The 14,767-nt window shown below is 65.3% G+C and carries 9 protein-coding genes and 1 tRNA gene; 3 read left to right on the forward strand and 7 right to left on the reverse strand.

Going from position 1 to position 14,767, the window contains the following annotated elements; translation table 11 throughout:
* Positions 1-9: 9 nt before the first annotated feature.
* From ACVJ5M_RS25640 to ACVJ5M_RS25670, 7 genes are all read right to left on the reverse strand, one after another.
* Positions 10-348 (reverse strand): lipid-A-disaccharide synthase N-terminal domain-containing protein, encoded by a 339-nt coding sequence (locus ACVJ5M_RS25640; RefSeq protein ID WP_071914138.1) that lies wholly within the window; start codon positions 346-348, stop codon positions 10-12.
* Positions 345-1,082: a glycosyltransferase family 2 protein gene (locus ACVJ5M_RS25645; RefSeq protein ID WP_354075493.1), complete on the reverse strand. Its 738-nt coding sequence runs from the start codon at positions 1,080-1,082 to the stop codon at positions 345-347. Before ACVJ5M_RS25645 ends, ACVJ5M_RS25640 begins: the two co-directional genes overlap by 4 nt.
* Positions 1,083-1,147: 65 nt before the next feature.
* Positions 1,148-1,993 (reverse strand): phosphatase PAP2 family protein, encoded by an 846-nt coding sequence (locus tag ACVJ5M_RS25650; RefSeq protein ID WP_354097814.1) that lies wholly within the window; start codon positions 1,991-1,993, stop codon positions 1,148-1,150.
* Complete coding sequence (locus ACVJ5M_RS25655) at positions 1,994-3,736, reverse strand: ArnT family glycosyltransferase (RefSeq protein WP_354097813.1); 1,743 nt, start codon at positions 3,734-3,736, stop codon at positions 1,994-1,996.
* A 50-nt stretch (positions 3,737-3,786) separates the two neighbouring features.
* Positions 3,787-5,895 (reverse strand): penicillin-binding protein 1C, encoded by a 2,109-nt coding sequence (gene pbpC, locus ACVJ5M_RS25660; RefSeq protein ID WP_354097812.1) that lies wholly within the window; start codon positions 5,893-5,895, stop codon positions 3,787-3,789.
* Between the two features lie 95 nt (positions 5,896-5,990).
* Complete coding sequence (locus ACVJ5M_RS25665) at positions 5,991-11,195, reverse strand: alpha-2-macroglobulin family protein (RefSeq protein ID WP_456679418.1); 5,205 nt, start codon at positions 11,193-11,195, stop codon at positions 5,991-5,993.
* Positions 11,192-11,434 (reverse strand): hypothetical protein, encoded by a 243-nt coding sequence (locus ACVJ5M_RS25670; RefSeq protein ID WP_166341529.1) that lies wholly within the window; start codon positions 11,432-11,434, stop codon positions 11,192-11,194. The genes ACVJ5M_RS25665 and ACVJ5M_RS25670 overlap by 4 nt, the downstream gene beginning before the upstream one ends.
* A 174-nt stretch (positions 11,435-11,608) precedes the next feature.
* Between ACVJ5M_RS25670 and ACVJ5M_RS25675 the strand changes: the two genes are divergently transcribed.
* The 3 genes from ACVJ5M_RS25675 to ACVJ5M_RS25685 all read left to right on the forward strand — a co-directional run bounded on the left by ACVJ5M_RS25675 (position 11,609) and on the right by ACVJ5M_RS25685 (position 14,715).
* Positions 11,609-11,685 (forward strand) — tRNA-Arg (locus ACVJ5M_RS25675).
* Positions 11,686-11,886: 201 nt separating this feature from the next.
* A complete protein-coding gene (locus ACVJ5M_RS25680; RefSeq protein ID WP_354099662.1) occupies positions 11,887-12,480 on the forward strand; it encodes an ATP-dependent DNA ligase in 594 nt (197 codons plus the stop codon).
* Positions 12,481-12,663: 183 nt separating this feature from the next.
* Positions 12,664-14,715, forward strand: coding sequence for an acyltransferase family protein (locus ACVJ5M_RS25685; RefSeq protein WP_354099661.1), 2,052 nt, complete (start codon positions 12,664-12,666; stop codon positions 14,713-14,715).
* Positions 14,716-14,767 lie beyond the last annotated feature (52 nt).

Genomic DNA, 14,767 nt, shown 5'->3' on the forward strand with positions numbered 1-14,767 from the left:
CAGCGCGTCTCAGCGTTCCAGCGTCCTCGAGGCGCGGCCGCGGTTCTTGATGATCAGCATGATGTTGCGGATATAGATGATGGTCGCGAGCGCCTGTCCGAGGATGATGACGGGCTCGCGCTTCACGACGCCGTAGACCAGCGTCATCAGCCCGCCGCCCATCGAGCAGAACCAGAACGCCATCGGCACCACGCTGTTGCCGGCCCGCTCGCTCGCGATCCACTGCACCAGGAAGCGCGCGGTGAAGAAAAGCTGCGCGACGAGGCCGAACGCCAGCCAGAAGTCGAACTTGGCGACGAAGACGTCGTAGAGATAGTTATTCAACGCCTGACCGTATTGGATGATCATGCCTTCACCTCAGTCACATCTGGTGTCGGCTTCTTGCGGCGGATCAGCCACCACACGCCGACGAGATCCATGATGCCGATCCACAGCCGGTCGAAGAAACCATAGTTTGACACGCCGGAACGGCGCGGCCGGTCGATCACGTCGACATAGGCGATCTCGTAGCCCTCTCGGCGCACCAGCGCCGGCAGGAAGCGATGCAGCCCGTCGAAATAGGGCATCATCAGGAACACGTCGCGCCGGAACGCCTTCAGGCCGCAACCGGTATCGCGCGTTCCGTCCTTCAGGATAGCATTGCGGACGCCGTTCGCCACGCGCGACTGGAATTTCTTGAAGCCGGTATCCTTGCGTCCGACACGCTGACCGGCCGCGAGACCGACGCGCCCCGCCCCCTTCTCGACCGCCGCGATCAGGTCCGGCAGGAAGGCGGGATTGTTCTGCCCGTCGCCGTCGAGCGTCGCCACGATCGCGCCGCGCGCTGCGCGCACGCCGCTGCGCACTGCTGCCGACTGGCCGCCTGATCTGGCATGGCGAAGCTGCCGGAGATTGTCCCGCTGCTGCATGATCGCGCCGAGCCGTTCGCCGGTCGCGTCCGTCGAGCCGTCGTTGACGTAGATGATTTCATAGGCCCAGCGGCCGTCGAGCGCCGCGCCGATCTCCTCGATCAGCGGCGCGATGTTGTCGGCTTCGTTGCGCACGGGAACGACGATGGAAACCGAAGGCTGGGACGACGACAAATTGAAAGCTCGTGGTTGGAATTGGCCTGCCCCGGGGAACCGGCGGTCCCGGCAGGCAGCCGCTTTTATGGGGCGGATGCCCCGTGGGCAACCCTTTTGAGACGGCCCGAGACCGCCCCTGCAAGAGGCACAATGGTGCCGTCGGCGCGGATGGCAAAGCCGAGCCTCCGGGCCGCGAACCAGTAGCGCACTGCCATGGCGCCGACCATGCCGACCAGAGCGCCGGCGACGACGTCGCTCGGATGATGCGCGAGCAGCACCAGCCGGGTCAGCAGGATCACGATTGCGTAAGTGAACATGAACACGCGCAGGCGCGGCCACAGCGCCGAGACCGCAAACGCCAGCGCAAACGCCGTCACCGCATGACCCGACGGCAGGCTGGCATAAGCCCCCGTTCCCTCGAACGGGATGAAGTTGAACGGATCGGCCTTGCCGCTCACGAACGGACGTCCGCGACCGATGAGATATTTCAGGATCTCGGCAACGAACACGGACAGGGCGACAGACAGAAACATGAACTGCAGCCGCGTACCGAGGCCGAGCAGCAGCCCACGACGGGTGCCGTGCAATCCCGCTGCAACGAGCGCCAGGAGCACCAGCGTCCCCCCGAGCACCGAGAGCACATACTCGTCCTTGCCGAAATCGGTGAGGATGCGGATCGGCCACAGGCTCGGCGTGCCACGCACCGGCATCAGCTGGATCTCGGTCTGATCGAACGCGAGCATCAGCACGATAATCAAGGCCGCACCGGCCGCGCTGAGCCACAGCGAATGCCGCGCCAGCTTTCGCGCGGCTTCGGCGCGGCATGAATGCGAAGGCGTACGGACGAGCTGCGCCAGGGCACGGCCCGACACCGCGAGCAATTGCGCGAGATAGCCCGGGCGCGGCGTGATGTCGGCTGGCGCCGGCATCTACTCAGTGCCTTCCGAGCGGAAGATCGAGATCGAGATCGCGCGCCCTTGCGAGAAATTATAGCCGTCGATGCGCGTACCGACCTTGTAGCGCAGCCCGATCGCCTCGGCCCGCTGCACGAAGCTGCGCTCCGAGCGCTGCTCGATTAGCGCGAAGCGACAGCTCCCCTGGCGCAGGAAATCCGCCGCGCCCGAGCCGTCTGTGAGCAGCGTCTGCGTGCCCGTCAGGAACACGAGGCTCGGCTCGTGATAACCGGCGGCGGCTGCCTTCGGCCCGACGCAGGTGACGTTGCGAAGCGCGCGTGCGATCTCGATGCTCGGAAACAGCGGGGTCAGCGACGGCAGCACGATGCCGTAGACCACGACCGCGAGCATCAGCGCTGCGACCAGTGCGTTGAGCAGCGAGCGCTCGGCGCGATTGGTGTCGAACAGCCACCAGGCGAACAGACCGAAAATGAGCGAGGCCGCAATGAACGGCCAGGCCACGAACGCCGGTTGCCGCGTCAGCATGACCGCGCCGACCACGGCGATGATCGAGGCGGCAGCGGGAATCGCGAACCACCAGGCCGAGCCGCGCGCGAGCCACGAGCGCGACAGCACGTTGCGCTCCAGCGCACCGACGGTGAGGATCGCGATCGCCGGATACAGTGGCAGCACGTAATGCGGCAGCTTGGTCAGCACCGCCTCGAACACGATCCAGGACGGGATCAGCCAGGCCAGCAGGAACTGCGCGCCGGGCTCGCGCCGCGCCCGCCACACCGCCGGCGCCGCCATCGCCGCAAGCGGCGCGCCGGGCCAGAATGTGATCCAGAACAGCGCCAGATACAGTCCGGGCGGCGCACCATGGGATTCCTGGGCGCCGATTTTGCTCAGCATGTCGCCGCCGACGGAATCGGCGAAGAAGGCATCGCCCGCGCGCCAGAAGATCGCGACGAACCAGGGCAGCACCAGCACCAGCATCCACATCAGGCCCCAGAGCGGACGCAGCTTCCATAGCCACGAGGCATCGCGGTCCTGGATCGCGAGCGCGACGATGGTCAGGCCTGCGAACATCAGGATCAGCGGGCCCTTGATCAGGATGCCGACCGCGAGCGCGGTCCAGAAGATCGCGGGCCAGCTCCAGGGCGGATGCGTCTCATCCTCTGCGCGCTGCCACGACAGATAGGCGCGCGACATCGCGCCCATCGCGGCGGTCACGCAGAACAGCAGCATCGCATCGGTTTTCGCGAGGCGTGCTTCGACGCCGAGCAGCACCGAGGCGCACATCAGGAGCGCGGCGAGCACCGCGGCGCGCCGCGTGACGAAGCCGAGCGCGGCCCAATAGGTCATGAGCACGGCGCCGATTGCGCCGATCAGTGACGGCAGCCGGTACACCCAGATCCGCAATTCGGCCTTCGGCAGCTTTAGCGCGGATGCGGCTTCAACCGCGGCCGACTGCAACCAGTAGATGCCGACTGGCTTCTTGTAGCGGACGTCTTCCTGGAAGCGGATGTCGACATAATCGCCGCTCTCGACCATCTGCTTGGTGGCCTGCGCAAAGCGCGCCTCGTCGCGGTCAACGGGCGGAATCGTGAAGAAGCCCGGCAGGAATAGCAGCAGCGCACACAGCAGCAGGAAGCCGATCGCGCGGGCGTGACTGGCCGTGGCGTAGTCCAGCATAAGCACGAGCCGGCTGCCCGGATTCACGGGCGCTTTCGGCTCGCGGGGTGCTCCAAAACGGGGGCTGGGATAGGTCTCGGCCATTGGTTCCGCTTACGCTGAAACCGTCATTCGGACAACCGGTTAAGGCGGGGTCATTGAATTCGAATGACAACTGTGTCCGCGGCGCCAGTGGCGTCGATCACGGTGAGCCGCGCAAAGCCCGGACCGGGCGGATCGATCAGGCGCTGGCGGCGCCCGTCGATCTCGCCGAGTGAAGTTCCATTAACCATGATGGTCATGGGAAGGACGCCGCCGGCGACCTTCACCGGCATGGCTGCGCTCCCCTCGCCGCCGGAACGGTCGACATCGATCCGCGAGCCGTTCAGCGGGAACTGGATGTGCAGCGCCTGCTCGCTGCCGGTCCGCACCAGGTCCCCGACCGGGCGGAACCGCTTCAGCGGCAATGGCAACTTGGCGTTGCTGGCGACCAGGGTTCCCTTCGGCGGCTTCGGCAACGGGACCAGCGTCTTGCCGGTGCGGGCGAAGGCGTCGAACAGGATCGGGGCTGCGGCCACGCGGCCGATCAGCCCGGGAACCGGCGCGCCGTCGGGCCGGCCGACCCAGACGCCGATGGTCATGCGGCCGTCGAAGCCGACCGACCAGGCGTCGCGATAGCCGTAGGAGGTGCCGGTCTTGAACGCGATGCGGTTATGGGCGGCGTTTTCGGGCGGCGGCGTGCCCAGGAGCACGTTGCCGACCTGCCAGGCCGCGACCTGGTCCAGCAGCCGCAGCGGTTCCCGATCGTCCCGGCCGGTCATGAGGTCGCGCAACGGCATGGTGGTGCCGAGCCGAGCGAAACCCGTATAGAGCTGGGTGAGGTCCTGGAGTGTCACACCGACGCCGCCGAGTCCCATCGCGAGCCCCGGTGCCTCGTCCTTGGGCAGGACCAGATTGCCACCGGCCTGCCGCAGCCGCGACGACAGCCGGCTCGCGCCGACGCGGTCGAGCAGCACGATCGCCGGCACGTTCAGCGACAATTGCAGCGCCTTCTTCACCGGCACCGTGCCCTGAAACGTCATGTCGAAATTTTCCGGCGCGTAGGAGCCGAAGCGGACGGGCCGGTCGTCGATCAGACTGTCGGGGTGGACGAAGCCGTCCTCGAAGGCGAGCCCGTAGATGAAGGGTTTTAGCGTCGACCCCGGCGAACGGACGGCGCGGGTCATGTCGACCTGCCCCGCCCGGCTCTCGTCGAAATAGTCGGCCGAACCGACGCGGGCGAGCACGTCGCCGCTCTCATTATCGACCACGATGATGCCGACCGAGATGTTGGGCCCGAGCGCAATGGCACGGTCGCGCGCCAGCGGCTCCAGCACCTTCTGCAGATTGGCATCGAGCGTCAGCTTGATGACCGGCGTATCCTTGACCGTCGACAGCGCCGTGTCGGAGGCATGCGGCGCGAGGATCGGCATCGGCTTGCGCAGTTTTGGCACGAGCACGGCCTTGGCCTGCTTCGCGTCCTCAAGGCTGACCACATGCTCCTCGACCATGCGGTCCAGCACGCGGTCGCGCGCCTTGCGTGCGGCCTCGGGATAGCGATCGAGCCGGCGCGTCTCCGGCGATTGCGGCAGCGCCACCAGCAGCGCGGCCTCGGCCAGCGAGAGCCGCTTCGGCTCCTTGCCGAGATAGGCGATCGAGGCCGAGCGGATGCCTTCGAGATTGCCGCCGTAGGGCGCGAGCGCGAGATAGAGGTCGAGGATCTCGGCCTTGCTCATGCTGCGCTCGATTTCGATCGCGCGCACGATCTGCCGCAGTTTTGCATAGAGCGAGCGTTGCCGCCGCGGCTCCATCAGCCGCGCCAGTTGCATCGAGATGGTCGAGCCGCCCGAGACGATGTGGCCGCGCGTCGAGAGCTGCAGCGCGGCGCGCCCCAGCGCGAGCGGGTCGAGACCGTTATGCGCGTAGAAGCGCTGGTCCTCATAGGCGAGCAGCAGTTTGAGATAGGTCGGATCGACATTGGCCTTGGCATCGACCGGCAGCCGCCAGCGGCCGTCGGCCATGGCATACGCGCGCAGCAGTTTTCCGTTGCGATCGACGACCGTGGTGGAGACCTGGCGTGCCTCGTCGAGCGGCAGCGGGCCGATCGAGTAGGCCCAGGCGACGAAGCCTACGATGGTGAGGATCAGCGTGAGCGCGAGGCCCGAGAGGATGCGAAAGCCCCTGCCCCTTGCCCCGTCATGCCCGGGCTTGTCCCGGCCATCCACGTTCTTGGCCGCGGCACCAACGTCCGTGGATGCCCGGGACAAGCCCGGGCATGACGACGGAGTTTGAGGAGGCGCCGCGTTTCTCATCTCTCTACTCACTTCGCCGCCCGCACCTCGACGTTACCCGTCCCGGTCCGGCCGTAGCGCGAGGGATTGTACATGTCCTCGACATAGGCCTGGGGCAGCACGTATTTGCCGGGCGAGACCGCGCGCACGACGTAGGCGACGGTGAAGACCGACTTGGAGTCCGAGGCGCGATCGACCGCCGCCGTGAAGCGGTCGTCGCGGAACTCGGTATCTTCAGGCTCCTCGCCGTCCTCGATCCAGTCCAGCGTGCCGCTGTCGCCCGACGACACCAGCTTCGGATTGTCGATCTCGAGGCCCGCGGGCAGATAGTCGGACACCATGATGTGGCCGTACTCGGGCTTCGCCTCGGTGATCTTCAGCACCACCGCAAAACGCTGGTTCTGCTTGACCTTGCTGATGTCGGCGGGCTTGCCGTCGAGCGTGAAATAATTGCGCTCGATCTTGAAGCCGTTCGATGCAGCCGGCTCCGGCATGACCGGCGAGCCCGACACCGAGACCACCGCCTGGACCGGCGCATCGCCGGTGTTGGTGATCTTCAGCGGCTTGCCCTCCAGCGTCACGGCCTTGTAGCTGCGGTACAGCGCGGTCTTGACCGGCTGGCTGTCGACTTCCATCGAGAGGTTTTCCTTGGCCAGCGCCCGCGCCGCCAGCACCAGCCACGCATTCTCCTGCGTGGAGGTGTAGGGCGTCAGGCCGCGCGCGGTCTCGACCCGCGACACCGCCTGCGTCAGCGTCGCCTTCGGCGCGTTGCCCTCGCTGGCGAGCGAGACCAGCGCTGCGGCATCGCGAAGCTGCGAGCCGTAGTCGGTGCGGCCGAACTCCAGCACCGGCTTCGGCGCGAGGCCGTCGAGCGCGGCGCCGTAGACGCGTTCCGCGCGGTTGCGGTCGCCGACCAGTGCGAGCGCCGCCGCAAGCTGCGACTTCGCGATCGGCGTTGCGAGGTTGGCGAGCTTGGTGTCGGCGAGATAGCGGAGATCGCCGATCGGCGCGGCGCCATTGCGTGCGAGCACATAGAGGCCGTAGGCGAGATCGCGCCCGCCGTCCTTCTCGGGCTCGTTGCCGTTCACGACCGAGTTGCGGATACGGTCGAGCGCGTTCTTGAACAGCACGTCCGGCACCGCAAAGCCCTTTTCGCGGGCGCGGGTGAGGAAGTCCGTCACGTAGGCGTCGAGCCAGGCATCGTCGCCGCCGGCCGACCACAGGCCGAACGAGCCGTTGGAGCCCTGACGCGCGAGGAGTCGCTCGATCGCATCGCGGATGCGCTGGTCGACCTCGGTGTCCATGGCCAGATGCGCGCCGGCGGCGAGCTCGTTGACATAGAGCAACGGCAAGGCACGGCTCGTGATCTGTTCCGAGCATCCATAGGGGTAGCGGTCGAGCGCCTTCAGGATCGTTGCGGCGTCGAGCGCCGTCGACAGGCTGGCCGAAACCGAGACGCTGCCGGTGCCCGGCACGAGATCGGAGAACATGTCCAAGGTCAGCGTCAGGCTTTCACCCTTCGCCAGCGTCCGGATCGAACGCCGCGCCAGCACCTGCGTCGCTGCCTTGACGTCGAGCGCATAGTGACGCGCCAGCGCAAGGCCGTTCGGCCCCTTGATGTCCACGTCGAGCGTCGCCTGCCCCGCCGCCGTCGCGTCGATTGCGAGCGTAAACGCGTTGCGCTGCTTGGCGGCGAGCTTGACCGTGGTTGCGGGATTGCCGGTCATCTTCACCGGGCCGCCGGTCTTCACGTTGATGACGTAGTCGCCGGCCTGGCCCTCGACGTTGTCGATCTCGAGGTTGACCGTGCCGTGGTCGCCATTGAGCAGGAAGCGCGGCAAGGTCGTGGTCAGCACCACGGGATCGCGGATCACGACATCCGTGTTGGCGCGGCCGAGCTTGGTCGCGGTCCACGCCACCGCCATGACGCGCGCGGTGCCGGCGAACTCGGGGATATCGAAGCTCACTTCGGCGGTGCCGTCGGTGGCGACCGTGACGATGCCCGAGTAGAGCGCGAGCGGCTTTTGCGCGGGCGGAGAGCCCTGCAATTCGCCGGCGCCGGCATCGCCGCCGGACTTGATCTGTCCGCGCGTGCCCGACATGCCGTCGATCAGTTGCCCATAGAGATCGCGGATCTCCGCGCTCAGGCGGCGCTGGCCGAGATAGTAATCGTCAGGCGCCGGCGGCTTGTAATTGGTCAGGTTGAGGATGCCGACATCGACCGCAGCGATGACGATCTTGGCGTCCTCACCCGGATTGAGCCCGTCGAGCTTGACTGGGATCTTCAACATCGCATTCGGCCGGACCAGTGCCGGCGGCGTCAGCTTCATCTGGAGCGTGCGGGTCTGCTTGTCGATGCCGAACCATTTCAGGCCGATCGCCCGGCCCGGCATGCGTTGCGCAGCCGCATCGAGCGGGCGGCGCAGCGTCGCCACCACATAGGCGCCGGTGCCCCAGTCCTTGCCGACCGGCAGCCGCACCTGCGCGGTACCTTCCTTGACGTCGATGGTCTGCGTCGTCAGCAGGCGGTCGCCGAGCACGTTGACGGTGAGCTTGCCGGCGCTGCGGACGTTCACCGACACCGTCATGGTGTCGCCGGAGGCGTATTGCGGCTTGTCGATCGAGGTCTCCAGCAGGTCCGGCGTGTCGGCGCTGCCGTCGGAATACCAGCCGACGTCGAACTGCACCGAGGTCACCGGACCGTCGGCGTCGTTCGACTTCACATCGAGCCGGTAGCGGCCCGGCTGCGGGCTCAGCGAAATCCGCGACGGCTTGTCGGCAGCGATCGTCACGTCGCCGTCGGAAACGCGCGACGTCGATTTGACCGGCTCGTACTCCCAGTAATTGTTCTGGCGATACCACTGGTAGCGCGACTCCATCTTCAGGAGCTCGTAGCGCAGGCCGTCGCGGCGCAGCTTCTCACCCTCGGGCGAGACGAACACGACGTCGAACTCCGCCTTGTCGCCCTCGGCGACGTTCTTGTCGCCGAACAGCGGCTTGATGCCGATCATGGCGTTGGCGGGCGCGACCGGCAGCACGATCTTGCGCTCGACGGCGCGGCCGCCGGTCTCGACCATGCGAACGAAGATCTGCGCCTCCTGCGGGCGCGTCGAGGCAGGCTGCTTGTCCAGCGTCACCGGGAAGGTGGCAACGCCGTTGGCGTCGGCTTCCGGCAAATTCTCCAGCGGCGTGCGCTCGTTTGAGGTGGTCTCCTCGTCGGCGACGCCGAACTGGTAGCCGGCAAAGCCCGGGCGTTCGCTTGCGGGCGCGACCAGCATGTCGCCTTCGAGCTGGAGACCGGAGGCCGGCGCACCATAGAGGAAATGGCCATCCGCCTTAAGCTCCACCGGAGCGTTAGCTTTGATCAGCTTGTCCTTGGCGGACAAGTCGAATTCGATCCGATCAGGGACGTAGTCCTCGACCATGAAGGTGGTTTCGCCGACCGACGAGCCCTTCGGATCGGTGAAGGCGCGGACCCGCCAGGTCCCGGTCGGGACGGCCGAATTGAGCGGCACGGACAGCGTACGGCCGCCGGCCCCCTGGTCGGCGAGCACGGCGCGGCGGAATTCGACGCCGTCGGGGCGCTCGATCACCAGCGTCAGCGGCCCGCCGGCAACGGCATTGCCCTGCCCGTCGCGCAAGAGCGCGGTGAGATAGACGGTCTCGCTGGAGCGATAGACGCCGCGCTCGGCATAGACGAAAGCATCGGCGCCCGATGGCACCGCCCGGCCCGAAACGCCGCGGTCGGACAGGTCGAAAGCCGAGGTCTTCAGGCTCAGAAAGGCATAGTCGGCCTTCTCGCCCGTGACCGTCAGCATCGCCGGCGACAGGCCGCCCTCGCCGCGCGCAAGGCCCGCCTCGAACAGCACATGGCCGCTGTCGTCGGTCTTGCGGGTCGCCAGGATCTCGTTGTTGCGTGCAACCAGCCGGACCTCGGCCTTGCCGACCGGGTCGGTCGACGCCAGCGAATTGACGAAGACGTGGATGCCGTCATTGCCGGAATAGGCCGTGACCCCGAGGTCGGAGACGATGAACCATTGCGTTGCGAGCTGGTAATCGTCGTCCGAGCCCGGCCCCTTGGCCGCGGCGGTCATCACGTAGACGCCGGGCTGGAGCTCGCCGAGCGCCTGGTCGACCGGGAATGCGGTGGTGACGTCCTGGTTCAGCGTCATCGCAGTCGCAAGCTCGCCGGTCCAGACCTTGACGCCGCGCTCGCCGCCGAGATCGGCGAGCTGGTAGCGCGACAGCGTCTTCTGGAAATCGCTGTCGACCACCGTGTTGATCAGGTTGCGGTCGCCGATCCTGAAGACGTTGACGCTGACCGCGGGCGTGTTGACGCTGACCACGGGGATGCCGCGCTGGCCGGTCCGCGGCAGCACATAGGCACGGCTGGTGAAGCGCACGAACGGCTTGCGGTCGCGCACATATACGTTGAACTCGGCCGATTTCGGCAGGCCCTCCTTCACGGTGGACGGCAGGCCGGCGCGCAGATTGATGTTGTAGCGCTCGCCGTGCTTCAGCCCGTCGACGCAGAGCTGCTTGCCTTCGGCCGACAGCGCCGGCTTGTCCTGGCCCGCCAGCGCGAGGTACGGCGCGAAGTCGGTGCGCTTGGCCAGCTCCTCCGAGAACTGGAAGCAGGCGCGCGGGCTCGCCGAATCCGAGTCCACGGTATAGTCGAGCAGCCGGAAGCCGTGCTCGTCGCGCATCTTCTCGTATTGGCCGCGGACGTCGGCGACCTCGCGCATGTCGAGCGATAGCCGCAGCGCATCCAGCGCCGGCCGCCACAGCTTGCGTTCGGCCAGCGATTTGCCGAGCACGGCGAGCGCATCCGCCTCCTCGCCCGGATTGCCGGCGCGCTGGTAGGCGATGTATGCGGCGGTCGAGGCCCGCTCCAGCAGGAACGTCTGCTCGCTCGAGCTTTTCGGCGAGATCTGGAAGATCACCTTGGCGAGCCGCAGCCAGTTGCCGGTATCCTCCGGCGTGGTCGCGGCGATCTGGCCGAGCACCGACAGCCCGGTGCGGAAATCATTGCGCCGGAAGGCGGCGTCGGCGTCGGTGCGCAGCGTCGCGCTGGTCTTGGCGACCGGCCCCGCTTCGCTCTTGATCTGGGCCTCCAGCTTGATCGCGGAATCGGCGAGGTCGTCGCGCTTGAACGCCTTGTCGGCGGCCAGCGCTGCGCTAAGGCCGAGCGCCAGCGTGGCGCAGAGTGTGACGGCGCGAACAAGACCGATCATAATGGACTCCCGGAAATCGCGGCGAACGCCGCGTGAGCATGAAATGCGCGGAAAGGTGACGGACTCAAGGCGATGGAACCAAAGGTGCAAATCGTCGCATTCGCCATGACAAGGCAAGCCCTGAGGAGACCGATCGAGATATCACCGCGCACGCCGTCCTGATGGCGCAGCCATACCTGACCGATCGACCGGCGGCCGTGTCCCGGAAGCTGGCCAGCGTTCCCGGCGATGTAATCCATCGTCCAGTCCGCTGCCGCTCAACCCGGCACCCTGACACCCCACCGTTCCGCTTAGTCGCGGCGTTGAGGAAAACGGTTCGGTTCAGACTTGGCGGGGTCGAGGATTTTTTATATCTGGCGTGATAGAAGACCGGCAGGCGGCAGCCAAGGCTGGCGCAAGGCTGGTCTCACGACGGTCCCATAGCTCAACTGGATAGAGTAGCGGATTTCTACTCCGCGGGTTGCAGGTTCGAGTCCTGCTGGGATCGCCAGCAAAAAACTATAGAAATCAAAGACAATTACCGGGCCACGCAATAAAATAATACACCAGATGAATAGAACGAGTGGGGATCAAAGGCCCCAAATGCGGCCCGGTGAGGCACAAAATCCCCGGAGAAATCCCCGGAGCCATTCCGCACAGCGAAACGCGGTCCGCTCTGGCATCCCACGGCCAAAATCCCTATTTCGGCGACATGCGTAGCGCGTTCGAATTCTGCCTGCCGACCCCCGCCAAGACGGTGCCGGCCGGCCCCGACTGGATCCACGAAATCAAGTATGACGGCTACCGCCTGCGCGTCGAGCGCCAGGGCCGCGACGTCCGGCTGCTCACCAGGAACGGCCACAACTGGGCCAGCCGATTCCCATGGATCGTCGAGGCCGCGCTGAAGAATCGCGAGCAGCAATTCGTCGTCGACGGCGAGGCCGTGCTGCTCGGCGTCGACGGCGTCTCGGACTTCGACGCCCTGCACTCACGCCGGCACGACGCCGAGGTGCAGCTCTACGCCTTCGACATCCTTGCGCTCGGCGGTGAGGATCTGCGCCAGCTGCCGCTGACGATGCGCAAGACCAATTTGGCGCGGCTGCTGCGCGGCCGACCGGATGGCATGTTCGTGGCGCCGTTCGAGGCCGCCGCGATCGGGCCGGAGCTGTTCGGCGCCACCTGCCGCATGGGCCTCGAGGGCCTGGTCTCCAAACGCAAAGACCGGCGCTATGGCGCCGGCCGGTCGAAAGACTGGATCAAGGTCAAGAACCGAACGCACCCGGCGATGTCGCGACGGTTCGACTAGGCAACCAAAAGACTGGCGCGCCCCGCGCGATGCAACGGGCATCGTCCGCGGCCGGACTGGCGCGCCGGGCTTGAGCCGCCGGCCGGGATCATCACGGCCTCCGCGCGCTCGACCCCCCACCCATGCTTAAAGAGGCTTGTTCGCGGCGAGGTTGCAGGCTAGTTCCTTGCCCGGCTGAGGAAGTTGGGCTGGGAATTCATGATTACGATGGAGCGGATTGCGCCCGTCGCGCAGACGGCTTTGCTGCGCGCTGCGGAGACTGAAATACGACCCATTACCGGCCTTCGTGCCATCGCGGTTCTAAGTGTTCTTTTTTACCACGTAGACAAGTCGCTCATTGAGCGCGGGTTTTTGGGCGTCGATCTGTTTTTCGTAATCTCCGGCTTCGTCGTGGCCACCAGCGCTTTCCGTCGCCCCGCCCCGACGCCAATCTTGGCCTTTTACTACGCTCGGTTGCGCCGCATTTTCCCGGCTCTCGTCACGATGATAATTCTGACCTTGGCGGCAAGCTACTTTCTTCTGCTGCCCCCGCCATTTGTGGACACAGCGAACCAGGCCACTGCAACCCTGCTGATCAGGGCCAATTATTTTTTCTACGAAACCACGAACTACTTTGCCGATGCCGCCACATCGCGCATATTCCTGCACACGTGGTCACTGTCGGTCGAGGAGCAATTCTATCTCGCATTTCCTCTCATCCTGTTCATAAGAAACCGGTTGATCATTGGCGCCATCGCGGCGGTTGCCTGCGCCTTGTCTTTCCATCATTCCTTCAGCTTGATCGCTGCCGGAGATGGCCAACTCGCGTTTTACGGAATCGGATCGCGGTGCTGGCAGTTCAGCCTTGGGCTTATTGGCGCCATCATCGCGAATAGCCGCTACGCAATCAGGAAAAACATCGCAAACGGGCCGGCGCAGCTTCTGGGGATCGCAATCATCCTCGCCTGTCTCTTTGCCCCATCATCGTTTGGACATAACCTCAAAACTCAGGCGGCATTGTCGATCGCCGCGCTATTGTTCCTGATCCTGTCAACACAGGAGACCTCCGCGAACGCGATCATGTCGCTTCGGCCGCTGCGCTTCTTCGGCCTGATCTCCTACTCGCTTTACCTGTATCACTGGCCCGTCATCGTGTTCCTGCGGATGTATATCGAAGATCCTCGACGCCTTGCCGCGGGCGCCATGCTGATTTCGACGACGCTGGCGACTGCCTCCTACTACTCCGTCGAAACCTTTTTCAGGCGCTCGCCCATATGGACGATACCGCATTGGCCGAGGTTGGTCGGCGCAGCGTCCGCGACCTCCGCCGCCGCGCTGATCGCGTGCTTCTTCGTAATCAGGACCGATGGCGTTCCGTCGCGCTTGCCGAAGTCGGCCAAGATGGCCCTCGCCGCGAAGGTTATGTCACCCGAGTTCCACAAGTGCTTCGATCCGCCAGGCACTGACTTCGAGGTCTCAATTCCAGAGATGGCGGCCCTTGACAAGCTGTGCAGGCTTGGTCCGCCGAGTGCGACTGAAAAGCTCGACTTTGCGCTAATCGGAGATAGCCACGGCTTTGCCATGGCATCGACGATGCAGGAAGCCGCGCTTGCGACAGGCAAGCGCGGCATTCTCGCGGTCTACGCTGGATGTCCGGCACTCTCTGGATTAACCCACGGCGGATCTCGGACTCTTAAATGCGCGCAATTCTTCGCAGATGTTGCGAAGCAAGTCAGAGACTACCACATCAAGAAGGTATTTCTGATCTCCAGATGGGACGTCTATCTGTTCGGTGGCCTCCCTGGGGGCTTGGACGCAGAAACCCCCGCAGTCCTGCAATTCGCCGGTCGTTACGACGACCCGATTGAGCCTTTCCGCGCGTTCGACTTTGGCTTGAGGCAGACGATTGAGACCTTCAAAGATATTGAAGTCTATTTCGTGCTGACGGTGCCTCAACAGAAAATCGATGTCCCTCCGACAGCCGCCGCAAACCTCATGTTCGGGCGATCCATCGATCGGTTCTTCGTGCCAGTCTCTATCAGCCAGGCACGCCGCGAGCAGACGATGCGCCATCTCCGGCCTTACGTTTCCGACCACTTTCAAGTCTTCGATCCATCAAGAAGGCTTTGTGACGATCAGGTCTGCAAGGCAGTGATCGATGGCAAGATCTTGTATTTTGACGACGATCATCTCAACACAACGGGCGCGGAACTGTTCAAACATGACTTTGAACGGTTCCTCAGCCGATCGGAGTAGCGGGTCCAGAACGTGACGATCGAGATGACGGCGCCGACCGCAACCTCGACGG

This window comes from Bradyrhizobium sp. S3.7.6 (genome assembly GCF_054061875.1).